15 protein-coding genes and 1 pseudogene are annotated in these 15,444 nt (G+C 40.9%); 6 read left to right on the top strand and 10 right to left on the bottom strand.

Annotated features, from left to right (window positions below; all coding sequences use genetic code 11):
* A pseudogene (locus ACEO2X_RS11510) lies at positions 1-114 on the top strand (IS982 family transposase); the annotation flags it as partial.
* A 23-nt stretch (positions 115-137) separates the two neighbouring features.
* Here the strand turns inward: ACEO2X_RS11510 and ACEO2X_RS11505 are convergent.
* The gene (locus tag ACEO2X_RS11505) at positions 138-341 is read right to left on the bottom strand and encodes a hypothetical protein (protein ID WP_004971452.1); all 204 of its coding nucleotides are present in this window, start codon (positions 339-341) and stop codon (positions 138-140) included.
* Positions 342-761: 420 nt separating this feature from the next.
* Here ACEO2X_RS11505 and ACEO2X_RS11500 point away from each other — a divergent pair, with 420 nt between their 5' ends.
* A complete protein-coding gene (locus ACEO2X_RS11500) occupies positions 762-1,034 on the top strand; it encodes a hypothetical protein (RefSeq protein ID WP_104851819.1) in 273 nt (90 codons plus the stop codon).
* 41 nt (positions 1,035-1,075) lie between these two features.
* Here the strand turns inward: ACEO2X_RS11500 and gloB are convergent, their stop codons facing one another.
* Entirely contained in the window at positions 1,076-1,807 is a 732-nt protein-coding gene (gene gloB / locus ACEO2X_RS11495) for a hydroxyacylglutathione hydrolase (RefSeq protein ID WP_371972056.1), read from the bottom strand.
* Between the two features lie 209 nt (positions 1,808-2,016).
* Positions 2,017-3,252: a pyridoxal phosphate-dependent aminotransferase gene (locus ACEO2X_RS11490; protein ID WP_004971448.1), complete on the bottom strand. Its 1,236-nt coding sequence runs from the start codon at positions 3,250-3,252 to the stop codon at positions 2,017-2,019.
* A gap of 153 nt (positions 3,253-3,405) precedes the next feature.
* On the opposite strand from ACEO2X_RS11490, the gene msrB reads away from it, so the two are divergent.
* Both msrB and ACEO2X_RS11480 read left to right on the top strand, forming a co-directional pair.
* Complete coding sequence (gene msrB, locus ACEO2X_RS11485; protein ID WP_154321275.1) at positions 3,406-3,825, top strand: peptide-methionine (R)-S-oxide reductase MsrB; 420 nt, start codon at positions 3,406-3,408, stop codon at positions 3,823-3,825.
* Positions 3,822-4,301: a glutathione peroxidase gene (locus ACEO2X_RS11480; protein WP_096902294.1), complete on the top strand. Its 480-nt coding sequence runs from the start codon at positions 3,822-3,824 to the stop codon at positions 4,299-4,301. Before msrB ends, ACEO2X_RS11480 begins: the two co-directional genes overlap by 4 nt.
* 73 nt (positions 4,302-4,374) lie before the next feature.
* Here ACEO2X_RS11480 and dapC read toward each other — a convergent pair whose 3' ends face one another.
* The 5 genes from dapC to ACEO2X_RS11455 form a co-directional block, all read right to left on the bottom strand.
* Positions 4,375-5,544, bottom strand: coding sequence for a succinyldiaminopimelate transaminase (gene dapC / locus ACEO2X_RS11475; RefSeq protein WP_096902293.1), 1,170 nt, complete (start codon positions 5,542-5,544; stop codon positions 4,375-4,377).
* Between the two features lie 20 nt (positions 5,545-5,564).
* On the bottom strand, positions 5,565-8,231 hold the full coding sequence (gene glnD, locus ACEO2X_RS11470) for a [protein-PII] uridylyltransferase (RefSeq protein ID WP_371972055.1): 2,667 nt from the start codon (positions 8,229-8,231) through the stop codon (positions 5,565-5,567).
* Between the two features lie 27 nt (positions 8,232-8,258).
* Positions 8,259-9,476, bottom strand: a complete 1,218-nt coding sequence (gene purT / locus ACEO2X_RS11465; RefSeq protein WP_154320843.1) for a formate-dependent phosphoribosylglycinamide formyltransferase — start codon at positions 9,474-9,476, stop codon at positions 8,259-8,261.
* A gap of 181 nt (positions 9,477-9,657) precedes the next feature.
* Positions 9,658-10,005 (bottom strand): L-valine transporter subunit YgaH, encoded by a 348-nt coding sequence (ygaH, locus tag ACEO2X_RS11460; protein WP_004971441.1) that lies wholly within the window; start codon positions 10,003-10,005, stop codon positions 9,658-9,660.
* Positions 10,002-10,739 (bottom strand): AzlC family ABC transporter permease, encoded by a 738-nt coding sequence (locus ACEO2X_RS11455; RefSeq protein WP_171062558.1) that lies wholly within the window; start codon positions 10,737-10,739, stop codon positions 10,002-10,004. Before ACEO2X_RS11455 ends, ygaH begins: the two co-directional genes overlap by 4 nt.
* Before the next feature lie 119 nt (positions 10,740-10,858).
* Here ACEO2X_RS11455 and ACEO2X_RS11450 point away from each other — a divergent pair, with 119 nt between their 5' ends.
* Positions 10,859-11,350, top strand: coding sequence for a hypothetical protein (locus ACEO2X_RS11450; protein WP_026438320.1), 492 nt, complete (start codon positions 10,859-10,861; stop codon positions 11,348-11,350).
* A gap of 127 nt (positions 11,351-11,477) precedes the next feature.
* On the opposite strand, the gene ychF is transcribed toward ACEO2X_RS11450, so the two are convergent.
* On the bottom strand, positions 11,478-12,569 hold the full coding sequence (gene ychF / locus ACEO2X_RS11445) for a redox-regulated ATPase YchF (RefSeq protein ID WP_004971435.1): 1,092 nt from the start codon (positions 12,567-12,569) through the stop codon (positions 11,478-11,480).
* Positions 12,570-13,136: 567 nt separating this feature from the next.
* Here ychF and ACEO2X_RS11440 point away from each other — a divergent pair.
* Positions 13,137-13,901: a glutathione S-transferase family protein gene (locus tag ACEO2X_RS11440; protein ID WP_004971433.1), complete on the top strand. Its 765-nt coding sequence runs from the start codon at positions 13,137-13,139 to the stop codon at positions 13,899-13,901.
* Between the two features lie 79 nt (positions 13,902-13,980).
* On the opposite strand, the gene ACEO2X_RS11435 is transcribed toward ACEO2X_RS11440, so the two are convergent.
* Positions 13,981-15,039, bottom strand: a complete 1,059-nt coding sequence (locus tag ACEO2X_RS11435) for a hypothetical protein (protein ID WP_371972054.1) — start codon at positions 15,037-15,039, stop codon at positions 13,981-13,983.
* Between the last annotated feature and the right edge of the window lie 405 nt (positions 15,040-15,444).

Raw genomic sequence — 15,444 nt, 5'->3', positions numbered from 1 at the left:
CATCGTTCGATTGCTGGTTTTTTAGCAGGCGTATTTTCTTCACTATGTGCGTATCAACTTTGCCAAAAGAATAAGCCTAAAATTCATGTGATTAAATCTTTGGCTTATCCGTAACTGGGGTTATATTGTATAAGTACTTATGCTTTTAAATGGTCTTCAAATTCCTCGCCTAATTTCATTGCTAAAGCATTACCAGAAAGCTCGCAAGTGACCAAACCATACTCTTTTTGAAAGCTAAATGTGAAACCGTGACCATCCGCCAAATTTTTGACTGAATAACCTAATTTTTCTAACCAAATACGAAACGCAATTAAATTTTTTGCTTTAACAACTTTTTTCACGAGAGAACTCCTATCCATTTATTTAATTATTAATAGGGATATTTCCTAAATTTTTAAAGGGCAGAAATGTATTTCTTTGACATTTTTTTCACTGATTTTTAGAAATCTAAAGTCCTTTTAAGCAATTAGAATATTTTAAAAGAATTATTTATTTGTAAATTATTGATATTTATTATTTTAACTGAGGTGGCGTAATTAATTTTAAGGTCTTAGATATATTGCCAAAAGATGACTTGGAAATAATTTGTTAATGATTTTTGGTTTTAGACTGTATTTATTTTCAGCATGAACACATGAAGATTTTCCATTGTTTTCATGCAAAGCTTTAATTTAGCGCAATGCATATCAGTGTGGAGCATGTCGGCACCAAATGGACATTAGCTTATACTATGGTTGAGTTTGAAGATTTGGAAAATAAACATGACTGCACAAACAATCCAACAGCAGGCTGAGTACATAGTGAAGCAGATGCAAAATCAAGGGCTAGAGCCTTTTGCTGTGATGCTTGGGCATGAAGATTGGTTACTGTTTTCCTCGCAATCCAAAGTGGCTTATACGCCTTTTGGCAGCGCACGCCGTTATCAGCCTGCATTGTCCAATTTACTTTTGGTGCGGGTCGATGAAATGAATGCTGTGCGTGTGGTGACGCAAACTCAATTAGATGAGTTTGCTGCTAGTAATCAGATTTTATAATCCGAGAGAAATATCAGATGCTTTATGATCAAAGCATCAATTTAAAAGTTGTCTTTGAGTTCACGTAATTTCTGAAATTCTTCGACACTTTCGGCCCTTAAAAATGGATTGGTTTCCAGTTCTAGTTCGATGCTGCTTGGCAAAGTGGGTTGATTAAGCATGCGTAAACTTTCAATCTGTTGATAACGCTCTTGAATGGCAACATTGTCTGGTTCTACATGCAGTGCAAATTGAGCATTCGCCAATGTATATTCATGGGTGCAATATACTTGGGTACGCGGAGGTAGAGCTGCCAATCGGTTTAAAGATTGATACATTTGCAAATGTGTACCTTCAAAAACACGTCCACAGCCCATCGCAAATAAAGTATCACCACAGAACAATACATCCAATGCATCTATAAAATACACAATATGCCCCAAGGTATGTCCCGGAACGGCAATAACATCGATCTGTAAATCATGAAAATTGACATGGTCTTGGTTTTGTAAAGGATGCGTGATAAACGGAATTTTGCTCAATTCTTCACGTGGCCCATAAACAGGTAAATTACGTTCTGCAATGAGTTCAGGTACACCGCCAATATGGTCTTGATGCCAATGTGTCAACCAAATTTGCGCGATCTCTAAACCATGATTTTGGCAAAAATCTTCAACAGGTTTGGCATCGGTTGGGTCGATCACCACCACTTGTTTGCTAGCACAATGTTCAAGCAACCAAATATAGTTTTGTGATGGTTTTTGCGCATCAATAAGATGGACTTGGTAGTGCATGCTCAATTCCTGAAACTTAATCGCTTGTGGCTATTACAGCATGCTTTTGCGGGCGTGTAAAAGTGTATCCCCAAGTGTCTGAGTATCGCTTTGCTATGTGACCACTTGATGATGAACAAGAGATTTAAAGATAAAATAGAAATAAAAATCAAATCCATAAAAAATGCCGTGATCAACACGGCATTTTAAAACAGAGATTCGGTTTGATCTTAGCGGATTTTTGCCAAGAAACGACCTAAACGTGTCATTGCTTCACGTAATTCATTTTCTGCAGGCAAGAACACGACACGGAAATGATCAGGCGTTGGCCAGTTAAAACCTGTACCTTGAACCAATAAAACTTTTTCTGCTTTGAGTAAATCGAGCATTAACTTTTCGTCATCTTCAATTGGATAGACGTTTGGATCAAGTTTCGGGAAGCAATACATTGCACCCTCAGGTTTGACACAAGACACGCCAGGAATGTCGTTCAGCATTTCCCATGCAATGTTACGTTGTTCGTATAAACGACCACCCGGACGAATCAAGTCATTGATAGACTGATAACCACCCAATGCTGTTTGAATCGCGTACTGCGCCTGATGGTTGGCACACAAGCGCATAGACGCCAACATGTCTAAACCTTCAATGTAGTCTGCAGCGCGTGATTTATCGCCTGTAATCGCCATCCAGCCTGAACGGAAGCCCGCAATGCGATACGATTTAGACAAGCCATTAAATGAGATACAGAGTTGATCACCCGCTAAAGCTGCAACCGCAACATGCTCAATGCCGTCATAAATAATTTTGTCGTAAATCTCATCGGCAAATAAAATTAAGTCATATTTTTTTGCCAATGCTACAATTTGTTCCAACACATGACGTGGATAAACCGCACCCGTTGGGTTATTCGGGTTAATAATGACAATACCGCGCGTATTTGGCGTGATTTTGCTTTCCATATCGGCAATGTCTGGATACCAAAAGTTTTCTTCATCACATTTGTAGTGAATAGCAGTACCGCCCGATAAATTCACTGCCGCAGTCCAAAGCGGGTAGTCAGGCATTGGTACCAGCATTTCATCGCCATCGTCCAACAAGCCTTGCATCGCCATAACAATCAGTTCAGACACGCCGTTGCCTATATACACATCATTGACATGCATATCGAAAATGCCTTTTTGCTGATAGTACTGACAAATCGCTTTACGCGCAGGGAAAATTCCTTTGGAGTCGGTATAACCAATCGCATTAGGCAAGTTCAATGCGACATCATTAATAATTTCCTGTGGCGCTTCAAAACCGAATGGGGCAGGGTTGCCAATATTCAGTTTAATAATTTTATGACCGGCCTCTTCCATTTCATTGGCCGCTCGTAACACAGGTCCGCGAATGTCGTAGCATACATGCTCAAGTTTTGATGATTTTTTTATTTCGCGCGGAGTCGTGTTACCTAGTACGGACATAGTTCCATCCAATGATTAGAAGATAAATAAATTATAGATTACTGAAATATCACAATCTATGCTGAAATTTAGCTAGATATTTTGCAAGGTCTAGCGTAAAAATGGAAGTACTGAAGCATGACACTGAATGTCAAAGATTTAAAGGAGTTAGTGATGGGAAAACTCAATAAAACAGACCGAGAATGGCAAAGAGAGTTATCACCAGAGGAATTTCGGATTACACGTCAAAAAGGCACGGAGCCTGCTTTTACGGGGAGATATTGGAATACTAAACAAGAGGGGATTTATACCTGTCGTTGTTGCGGTACAGCGCTATTCTCATCTGAAACAAAATATGACAGCGGTAGCGGTTGGCCAAGTTTCTATCGTCCAATCCAGCCTGGGGTGATTGAAGAACATCAGGATGGTTCGCATGGCATGCAGCGTACTGAGATTGTTTGTCATCATTGTGACGCACATTTAGGGCATGTTTTTGATGATGGTCCACAGCCAACAGGATTGCGCTATTGTGTCAATTCGGCTTCTTTAGAAATCAAAACACAAGAAAAAAATGATGAGGGAAATTATCCATGACCAACATTTATCAGTTTGAAGCTGAGTTGTTAGATGGACAAAATAAAGCCTTTAGCGATTATGAAGGGAAGGTTTTGTTGATTGTAAATACAGCCAGCAAGTGTGGTTTTACGCCTCAATTTGCGGGTTTGGAAAAGTTATACCAACAATATAAAGACCAAGGTCTGGAAGTTTTGGGCTTTCCGTGCAATCAGTTTGGTGGGCAAGATCCAGGCTCCAATGAGCAAATTGGGAGCTTCTGCCAAAAAAACTATGGTGTCAGTTTTCCAATGTTTAGCAAAATTGATGTGAAAGGTCCTGAAGCACATGCGATTTTCCGTTACCTGACCAATAACAGTAAAGGTATTTTGGGCAACGGAATTAAATGGAATTTCACCAAGTTTTTAATTGGCAAAGATGGCAAGGTGTTGAACCGTTTTGCTCCGACCACAAAACCTGAAGATTTGCAGGCGGAAATTGAAAAGGCTTTACGATAAAGGCTTGCGCTTGTGCAAGTAAGATAATTAAGGCGATCAGATGATCGCCTTAAATTTAATTGAAATCATTAACTTATAAAATCGCTTTAAGACGTTGAATTACTTGTTCACATTGCGCCAAATCTGCAACCAAAGCTAAGCGAACATGGTTTTCACCTGGGTTACCTTGTGCGGTTTCACGAGATAAATATCGCCCTGGTAGCACTTTAATATGGGTTTTTTCCATCAACATTTTGGCAAAGTTTTCATCATGATCGACTTTGAGCCAGTAATAAAAACCTGCATCTGGTTTTTTTAATGGCAGTAAATGCCCAAGTTCCATTTGAAATAATTCAAACTTGGCGCGATATTGTTGACGATTATCTTCAACGTGCTGTTCATCATCCCAAGCTGCAATAGATGCCAATTGATGTTGAACAGGCATTGCCGCACCATGATAGGTACGATATTGCAAATAAGGTTTTAATAAGTTGGCATCGCCCGCAACAAAGCCTGAACGCATGCCGGGTAAGTTTGAGCGTTTAGACAAAGAATGGAATACGATGCAGTTTTTGTAGTCATCACGTCCAAGTTCGGCACAGACTTCCAGTAAACCTGTAGGAGCTTGGTCAAACCATAATTCCGAATAACATTCATCAGATGCAATGACAAAATTATATTGATCTGACAAAGCTATTAGCTTTTTAAATTGTTCTTTTGAAAGGACAGCACCCGTTGGATTTCCTGGTGTGCAGACAAATAATAAAGCGGTTTTTTCCCAGACTTCTGCAGGTACGGCATCAAAATCACCCAAGTAATTATTGTCTTCGGTGCAATTGATGAAATAAGGTTGGGCACCTGCCAATAAAGTTGCCCCTTCATAAATTTGATAAAACGGATTGGGCATCACTACATAGGGTGCATCTTCACGTCGAATCAATGCTTGTACGAAGGAAAAAATCGCTTCACGTGTACCTGAAACGGGGAGAACTTGAGTGTCTGGGTTAACTTGTTTTAAATGAAAGCGTTGTGTCAGCCAATGGGCAATGCTGTGACGTAATTCAGGCAGACCTTTGCTGTTCGGATAAGTCGATAAATGCTGAAAATTATCAATAATGGCTTGTTTGACAAATTCAGGTGCAGGATGTTTAGGTTCGCCAATAGACAGTGGAATTAACGGCAAATTTGCAGGTTGTACGTCCTGAAATAGTTTGTTTAGCTTTTCAAAAGGGTAAGGATGTAATAAGGACAAACTTGAGTTCATGGATGTTCCGTAAATTGAAGTTAATGTTGACCACAGACCTGATTAGAGGCCTCATCTAAAGCAGCTTTGAGCTGGATTGCAAAGATATCTGCTTCAGACTTTGTCATTGGGTTACCATCTTTTTTGGTGACGAAGAAAATATCTTCGGCACGTTCGCCCAGGGTGGCAATTTTGGCGGAGTGAATATCTAAGCCTTGCATCATAAACAAGCCGCCAATTTTGGCGAGTAACCCGGGATGATCTAGTGTGGCAATTTCGACCATGTTTTGATTCAGCGCTGCATTGAAAGTCACTTCTACTGTATTTTCAATGTCAAAATGACGTAATTGACGCGGAATGCGGCGTTGCATCAGACCCGGATATTTATCTGACTGGCTCAAGGCATTCACTAAAGCCTCAATCACCATTTCTTCACGTTCAGGGTCTGTTAAGAGTGTGCCAAAACGGTCTAAGACCACGTAAGTATCCAAACTAAAGGCTTTGGTCGCAGTAATAATTCGTGCATCCTGAACGTCAAGGTTCATGCGGTCTAAAATAGCGACAGTTGTGGCAAATAGGTTGGGTTGGTCTTGCGTGTAAATAAAGATTTGTACTGCGTCTTGTGCTGATTTTCGGTGCGCGCGCATGAGCACTAATGGTGCAGGATTATCGCCATGCTCCAAAATCGCGCGGGTATGCCATGCAATTTCATCGGCAGATTCTTTAATAAAGTATTCATCGCCCAGTTCTTGCCAGACTTTTTCAACAGCACTGAGTTCAAAATCTTTAACCAGTAACTCGCTTGCCGCAAATTTGGTGTCTTCAATCAGCATTTGATAATCGACGGGACGCCCAAGTCCTGAGCGAATGACATCACGCGCTTGCGTATAAAGTTGGCGCATTAAGGATGCACGCCATGAGTTCCAGAGTGTTGGATTAGTCGCATTAATATCAGCAACCGTTAAGGTATAGAGATAATCTAAATGCTCCATATCTCCCATTTTTTCGGCAAATTCCTTGACCACATCGGGGTCAGAAATATCTTTTTTCTGTGCTGTGACTGACATCAACAAGTGATTTTTGACTAACCATGCCACAAGGTTACATTCACGTTCAGTAAATCCATGTTTACGGCAAAACTCAATCGCATCTACCGCACCAAGTTCACTGTGATCACCACGACGACCTTTAGCAATATCATGGAAAATCGCAGCCAAATAAATAATGTCACGACGGGCTAAACGCTGAAATACCGAACTGACCACAGGAAAATCTTTCGCGAATTCAGGTTCTTTGAAGCGGCTTAAATTGCGGAGTAATAGTAAAATGTGCGCATCGACTGTATAAATATGGAATAAGTCGTATTGCATTAAACCTGTAATTTGACCAAAAGCGGGGATGTAATTGCCCAATACACCTAAGCGTTTCATAGTCACCAAGGTATTATACAAGCGGTGCGGTGAGCGCAAAATTGCCATAAACAGCGCTTGATGCGTTGGATCATCACGGAAACTTTGGTCAATACGCTTGGCTGCAAGTGTCAGCAGGCGCAGTGTTCGTGCGCGAATTCCTTCAATTTCAGGACGATTGGCCAATAAATAGAAAATTTCTAAAATTGCGCTTGGTTTTTCTGAGAAAATTTTGTGGTGCTGCACGGCAAGTTTGCCATCGACCAGTTTAAAATTTTCATTAATTTCTTCAATGTTACGTTCATAATTAGGCAAACGCGGGGTAATGACCGACTCATTAAAATAGGCCAGCAACATTTCATTTAAAGTGGAAACTTGCTGTGCAGAGCGATAATAACGCTTCATAAATTGTTCAATCGGGTAATTTTGCGGTTTACCTTCTTCTCGAACATAGCCAAAAGTTGCTGCAATATCTCGTTGATAATCAAACAATAAACGGTTTTCATCACGTTTGGTTAAACGATGGAGATGATGACGGATTTCCCATAAAAAGCTTTCGGCTTCTTCAAGTACACCCAATTCAAATTCTGAAATAAAACCTAAATGCACCAAGTCGTAAATACGATTGACGCGAAAATGGCGTTTGGCAATCCAGCCAATTTGGTTGATGTCACGAATACCGCCCGGAGCATTTTTAATATCAGGTTCTAAATTACTTTCGGTGTCATTGTGCTGCGCGTAACGCTTGCTTTGCTCCTCCATTTTGGCATCAAAAAAGGTTTTATCTGTCCAAGTTTGCGAAACAATACGACGCGGCCATTTGGCAAGCTGCTGATTTCCTGTAATTAAACGCGCTTCAATCAAGGTAGTTGCAACAGTTAAATCACTGGTTGCCTGAATCACACAGTCTTGAATAGTCCGCACGCTGGTGGCAGGTTTGAAATTGCCAACATCCCATAAAGATGAAATAAAGGTCGAAATAAGTTGTTCTTGTTCTGCTGTAATTGCATCTTCCGATAACACCATAATATCGACATCTGAATAGGGCAGCATTTCTTTGCGCCCATAGCCACCTACCGCAAATAGGCTTAAATCGGTTTTGTCTAATTCAGCATGTTGCCATAAGAAAGTGAGCGCTTCATCAATCAGGTTAGAACGCGCCAAAATCACTTCACGAATGGATTGTCCATTTTCAAAACATTGTTGTAGCTGATTTTCGACATCGGTGCGCCATTGGTTAATGGCCTGAATGTCATGGTTGCTTTTTACATAATTCAGCAAGGGTAATGTAATGATCATGGACAATTCCGTTATGCAATGACGAGCTTAATTTTGATTTTCGTTTAAATGTACGCGAACAGTGTCCGCAGTATGCTGAGCTAGCTCACGCGCTTGCTCTGTGGTTTCTGCTCGTGCAGTGGCAACGCCCATACGACGACGCTCAAAACCTTCAGGTTTGCCAAATAAACGTAAATCTGTATCGGGATGTGCTAATGCAAGATTCAGGCCAGAAAATGAAAGATTCGTTGCATCGACACCTGCATAAATCACCGCACTGGCTGCAACGCTATGGCGTGTGGTATTGACAGGTAAGCCTAAAATCGCGCGGGCATGTAATTCAAATTCACTTTGGAATTGTGAAGCCAATGTCACCAAACCTGTGTCGTGTGGACGTGGAGAGACTTCACTGAACCAGACTTTATCGCCTTTCACAAACAGCTCTACACCAAAAATACCGCAACCACCTAAGGCAGTAGTCACTTTGTGTGCAATTCGTTTGGCTTCAGTCAAGGCAGCATCACTCATGGCTTGAGGTTGCCAGCTTTCTACATAGTCGCCTGCATCTTGACGGTGACCAATTGGGTCGCAATATGAAGTTTCGATCGCACCAGTTTCTGGGTTTTTAGCACGTACGGTTAATAAGGTAATTTCAAAATCGAAGTCAATTTGTGATTCAACAATCACAGTGCCTTGATTGACGCGCCCGCCAGTCTGGGCATATTCCCAAGCTGCATCAACTTCATCAAAGCAGGTGACACGCGATTGTCCCTTGCCTGAAGATGACATCACAGGCTTCACAAAGTTTGGATAACCAATGTCATCACATGCAGCGCGGAAAGATTCGAGAGAATTGGCAAAGCGATAAGCGGATGTCGGCAAACCTAATTCTTCTGCAGCCAAACGACGAATGCCTTCACGGTTCATGGTCAAATTTACCGCTTTGGCAGATGGAATCACTGTTGCAATATTTTGCGCTTCAATTTCAAGTAAAACTGATGTCGCAATGGCCTCAATTTCAGGCACAATTAAATTGGGTTGAATTTTTTCAATCAGTTGTTTTAATTCTGTGGCATCTGCCATGTTTAAAGTATAAGCATAATGTGCGACTTGCATGGCTGGCGCATGGTCGTAGCGATCGGCGGCATGTACTTCTACGCCTAAGCGTTGCAGTGAAATTACCACCTCTTTACCGAGTTCCCCTGAACCCAATAGCAAAACCTTGAAAGCAGAAGATTGAAGGGGAGTACCAATGGTCACGCTCATGTGAATCGTCCTTGCTAAAGTGGGCTTTTAGCATAGCAGAACTGTTCCATGAGTTAAGCCCTGTTTGCAATAAAATCATGATTTTGTCATCTCGTTGTATTGCATTCAGTGCTTTATAGTAATTAGGGCTGAATCCTGAAATAGCTCATTTGGGCGATCCAACCTCTAAATTTCAGCAACATTAGAACGAAAATGGCACATAAGTATAAATTAAACCATAGGTGATGGCTGCGGTAAGCGTTGCAGGTACGATTTTCTTAAACTTAAAATACAAACCTGTCAGCACTAAAAAGCCAATCAACATCGCAAAACTTTTATTGGGTGTTTCAAGCAAAGGTGGCAAGGTTGCAACCACGAGCATAGAGCTAATTGCGGCTATACCAATGCTGCCCAAAGCGATTTTAAGCCATAAAGCACCACGTTGCTGTGAGCCTTGTTGAAACTTTTGAATCACAAAAAATGGCCCAAAACGTGAGGCGAAGTTTGCGATACCGACCATAATACCGACCAAAATAATTTCTAAACTCATGATTTTGCTCCTGTATGTTCAGGGTCGGGTTGTTTTAAAACATAGTGTTTAAATAATCCCGCCAAAATACCTGAAGAAATCCCAATAAAAATTGCAGCAGATAAGTCAATAAAATAACAAGCTACGGCAGATACTAGAATGGTGATTCCCACGACAAAGGTGTGTTTCTTTTCAAATGCTGCCAATAAGAAGCTAAGGAATAAAGCGGGCAGTAAAAAGTCGAGCGCCGCTTGCAAAAACTGTGGCATTTTAGTGACTTGATCGGCAAATAATCCGCCTAACAAAGAGCCTAATGCCCAAGACAACCAACTAAATAAACTCAGTCCAAGCATCCATGATTCAGACCATTCCTGACGGCGCTGTGACAGTTTAATCATGCCTGAGGCAAAAACTTCATCGGTCAGACCCCATGACCAAATTGCAGTTTTTTTTAGGTTTAAACGATCTTGAATCAGGTTTTGTAAGGCCGGGCCGTAAAGTAAATGTCGAATATCCAAGGCGATTACCGTTAATGCGGTCATCCAGATTGAAGTTCCACTGCCCAATAAGGCAACGACTAAAAATTGACTCGCCCCTGCATACATCGAGCAAGATAAAAATAAGGCTTCCCATGCGCTAAAGCCGAATTGAGTTGCAGAAACACCAAAAGCAAAAGAAACAGGCAGATAGGTGAAAATAATCGCCTGACTATCTTTTGCACCTTGCCAAAAACTTGCTGCGGGCGCAGTTTGAATATTGTGTACGGACACGACACACCTTGTGGGAGAAAGTTGAACGATGGGTCAAATGAAGATTGTGTATTATACTTGAATTCATTAGCATGATGCCGAATTGTTTGTATGGGCGAACCGATATGTTGAAATTGAAAACACCTGTAATCCTGCTTGCTTCAATGTTATGCAGTAGCCTGTTATTGCAAGCGTGTAGCAATGACAACAACCCGCAAAAAACAGTAGAAATTAAGCCTGCGCCAAAACTCACCAATGATGCGACTGTGTATGCGCAAGCCGCGTGGGAATTAATGAATGAAGTTGAGCCGTACGTGTATCGTAAACAGCGTAACTTAATTGAAGATAAAGTCCGCAAACCTGCCCGTAAATTAAGTACCGACTGGCGTATTAATGTCAAAATGACCGACTCTGTAACGGAAGGGAAATATGCGCTATGTCGTAAGGCTTTGACCAGTTTGGAAATTTGGGCACGTGCGACGATTGACAGTTCAAGCAGTCTTGCACAAAAACAAGCTGATTATGAACGGGATAAAAAACAATGTGCTGATGCTTTGGCGCATCCTGAATTGGGCAATACTGACCCGAAACAAAAGGGCAATGTGGTGCAGTCTTAGTTGAGATTATTTTGCATTGATGTGATGCGGAATCGCCCATAAAAAAACCTCGATGTAAGCATCGAGGTTTTTTTATTGAATCAATGCTCGGCTGTAAGCATTGTTCTAAAACTAAACATAAAAACAATTAAACATTAAAACGGAAGTGTAAAACATCACCGTCTTGTACGATATAAGTTTTACCTTCCAAGCGCCATTTACCTGCTTCTTTTGCACCTGCTTCGCCGTTGTATTGTACGAAATCCTCATAAGCAATACATTCTGCGCGGATAAAGCCTTTTTCAAAGTCAGTGTGAATTACGCCTGCTGCTTGTGGTGCAGTTGCACCTACTTTCACTGTCCACGCGCGGACTTCTTGTACGCCTGCAGTAAAGTAAGTTTGCAGACCTAACAGCGCATAACCTGCACGAATCACTACGTTCAGCCCTGGTTCTTCCATACCAAGAGCTTCTAGGAATTCTGCACGGTCTTCATCTTCAAGTAATGAAATTTCGGCTTCAATTTGGTTGCATAAAGGCACCACAATCGCATTTTCTTCTGCAGCAAGTTTTTTGACTGCATCTAAGTGCGGGTTATTTTCAAAGCCATCTTCTGCCACGTTCGCAATATACATGGTTGGTTTTAAGGTTAATAAACCAAAACCACGAACCAATTTGCGTTCATCGTCATCTAAATTGGCTGCACGTGCAGGCTTGCCATCATCCAGTAAAGGTTGGATTTTTTCTAAAACGGCTTTGGTCGCTACGGCTTCTTTATCGCCACCTTTGGCAGATTTTGCTAAGCGTGTAATGGCTTTACTTACCGTTTCTAAATCGGCCAAAGCAAGTTCGGTATTGATGGTTGCAATGTCATCTAATGGGTCAATTTTACCATTTACGTGAATGACGTTTTCATCTTCAAAGCAACGAACTACATGCGCAATCGCATCGGTTTCACGAATGTTGGCAAGGAATTGGTTACCTAAACCTTCACCTTTAGATGCACCTGCAACCAAACCTGCAATATCCACAAATTCCATCGTGGTGGGTAATACACGTTGCGGATTTACGATTTCCGCCAATTTGTCCAAACGTGAATCTGGCACAGGTACAATGCCTGTATTTGGCTCAATGGTACAGAACGGGAAGTTTTCCGCTGCAATTGCAGCTTTGGTTAAAGCATTAAAAAGCGTAGATTTACCAACGTTTGGCAGGCCCACAATACCACAATTAAAACCCATGAATAACTCACAACGTGTTATTTAAAAATTAGGCACGATTTTACATGAAAGGGCAGATAAAGTCAGGTCATCGGACAGATGTTTCTCCAATCTAGCGTGCTTGATGCTGTACGTTGAATTTCTTTTCGGAATTGATTTTGAATTGCTGGCTGTTTCGCCTGAATTTTGAATAAAAAGTAGAGGGTCTGTTGACAATTCGTCTATGTTTGCGGCGATGCATATTTTTTAGCTGCTATAAGGCATGGGACAGGAAATTTAGTCATTCTAAATGACTGGCACATAACGCAATAGCAGCAAAAAATATGCTCGCCCCCTTACGCAGCAAACAAAGCAGCGCTTTGTTCTTGCTCATGTGGCTAAAACTTTCTCAGATTGCGTTATGAAACTTGGCAATAGTCTCGCTATTCCCTGCGTTTCATGCCTGATCTGCTCAGTTTTAGCCTACAGCGCAAGCCATTTATGAAATGTCAACAGACCCTATTGTAATTATAAGAGGCTATGACTAAAGTATGACAAGCACAGTATTGATACTGCTTTGGATATCAAAATTTTAAATATGGAGATTTTATGCGCATCTTATACCAGTTTCCTTTGTCTCATTTTTGTGAGAAAGCTCGCTGGTTATTGGATCATAAAGAGTTAGATTATGATGCGCAAAACTTAATTCCAGGTGTGCATCGCGCTTTTGCCCAATTAAAAACAGGGCAAAATAAATTACCTATTTTACGTGATCAAGATCGCTGGATAGCAGATTCGACTCAAATTGCTTTTTATCTGGACGATGTTTATCCCGAACATGCCTTGTTGCGTAGTGATGCCGAACAATATAAACATGCATTGGCGATAAATACTTTGGCTGATGAATTGGGCCAGCATGTGCGTCGTTGGGGATTGGCGCATGCATTATCTGAAAGTGAAGAACCTTTGGAAATTTTAATTGGCGAAAAAGGCTATTTGCGTCAATTTTCTAAATATTCCAAGCCAATTATTAAAGCCTTGGTGTCTAAGGGCTATCAGCTCGATCAAGATAAAGTTGCAGAATCCAAACAGCGGATGGATGAATTAATTGTCATTTTAAATCAGCATTTGATTGATAATTACGGGCGTTATTTTGTGGGTGAGCGTTTAGGTTTGGCCGATATTTCAGTGTGTTCGATGCTTGCACCTATTTTGGAAATTTCTGGAACGCCGTGGGAAAAAGAACATGATGAAGTGATTTCTGAAGAATTTAAAGATTATAAAAAATATTTGCTGGATTTACCTTTAGGGCAATATGTTTCTCGTATTTATCAAACTGAGCGTAATGCACGTGTAGATTGGCGCGGTATTTAAATGTTATCGCCTCAGATAAAATACGCGCAATCTGCGCGTATTTTTTTGGATACTGATGTATAAAATCTAGAACTAAGAGTTAGAACAAAGAATTTAAGTTATTCAAATCAAAATTCTGTACCAAGTTTGGCAGGGTAGCTAAATCAAATTGTGTATCAGATGTTCCACCAGTTAAACCACCAAGCGCATCGCCTAAAGCAGGAACTAAGCTATCAATATTGATCTCTGAACTGGTTGTAGATGACGCACCTTGCAGTAAGTCGCTGATGTTAAAATCTGAACCAAAAATTAAGTTGTCAAAGTCATCACTTAAGTCATCTAAGCTGAAACCGCCAGTTGTATCTCCAGTCAGATTATTTAATAAACCACCTAGATCAAAGTCACTTGCAAGCTGACCTTCAGGATTAAGCAACGCAAGAATTGGTTCTAGGGCAGCGATATCTAGCCCACCTAAATCACCACCGATGTTGCCACCAATTAAGCCGCTTGCCAATTGCGCAATTTCTGCAATATCAAGATCGCCATTGCCTTGGATTAAACCGCCTACAAGTTCAGCAATCACTGCGATATCTAGACCGCCTAAACCTCCACCGATGTTGCCACCAATCAAGCCACTAACCAGTTGAGCAATTTGAGCAATATCAAGATCGCCATTGCCTTGGATTAAACCACCCACCAGTTCAGCGATAGCACCAAAATCCATACCGCCTAAACTGCCAGTATTGCCGCCAATTAAACCACCAACCAGTTGTGTGATTGCGGCCATATCGAGGTCACTATTACCCAAAATCAAACCGCTGACCAATTGAGTAATTTGAGCAATATCAAGATTACCCGTATTACCACCGATTAACCCACTCACTAATTGGGTGAGTTTCGTAATATCTAAATCACCTGCATTGCTGCCAATCATGCCACTGAGTAAATTGGTGATGGAAGCAATATCGAAGCTACCGCCATTGGATTGTGTCAGTTTGCTAATTAAACTGGTGATATCTAAGTTGGTATTCGAGCTTGAAAATTGGCTGATTAGATTGGTTAGACTAGAACTATCTAAGCTGCTGCCAGAGAGTAAACTTTTTAATAAAGAATCTAGGGTAGGTGTGGTCGAGGTCGAACTAGTCAGGCTGCCAAGCAAACCAGAAAAGGTATTACTTAAAGAGCCACCACTTAAGAGTCCATCGAATAAAGAGCTGGTCTGAGTTTCTACGGTAAATACAGAGCTAATTTTATTTTCAGCAAGCTTAGAGATTTAAAAGCCATGACGATTCCTTGTATTTTTATTGGTTTTGTTGTGCTGCATTGTGCTTATTGTCGAGCGCATCTATTTTAATACATTTCTATACACTTGTAAAAGATAGACGGTCGGGATTGTGAAAATGTATGAGTAGATTCGTTGTTTTGTTGAGTTTTTTAAACGCAGATTCAAATCTCAAGTGCAACACATTTGTAGTTAGTTGAAAAAGTTAGGTGTATTCATAGAATCATTAGACTTTTTCAACCCGCAATTGGAAAGCACACGATGAAGAAATACACCCAACTT

Source organism: Acinetobacter sp. AL9, assembly GCF_041464035.1.
Taxonomy (GTDB): Bacteria; Pseudomonadota; Gammaproteobacteria; order Pseudomonadales; family Moraxellaceae; genus Acinetobacter; species Acinetobacter towneri.
The sequence above is the reverse complement of the archived record's forward strand: the minus strand, read 5'-3'. Positions and strand labels throughout refer to the sequence as shown.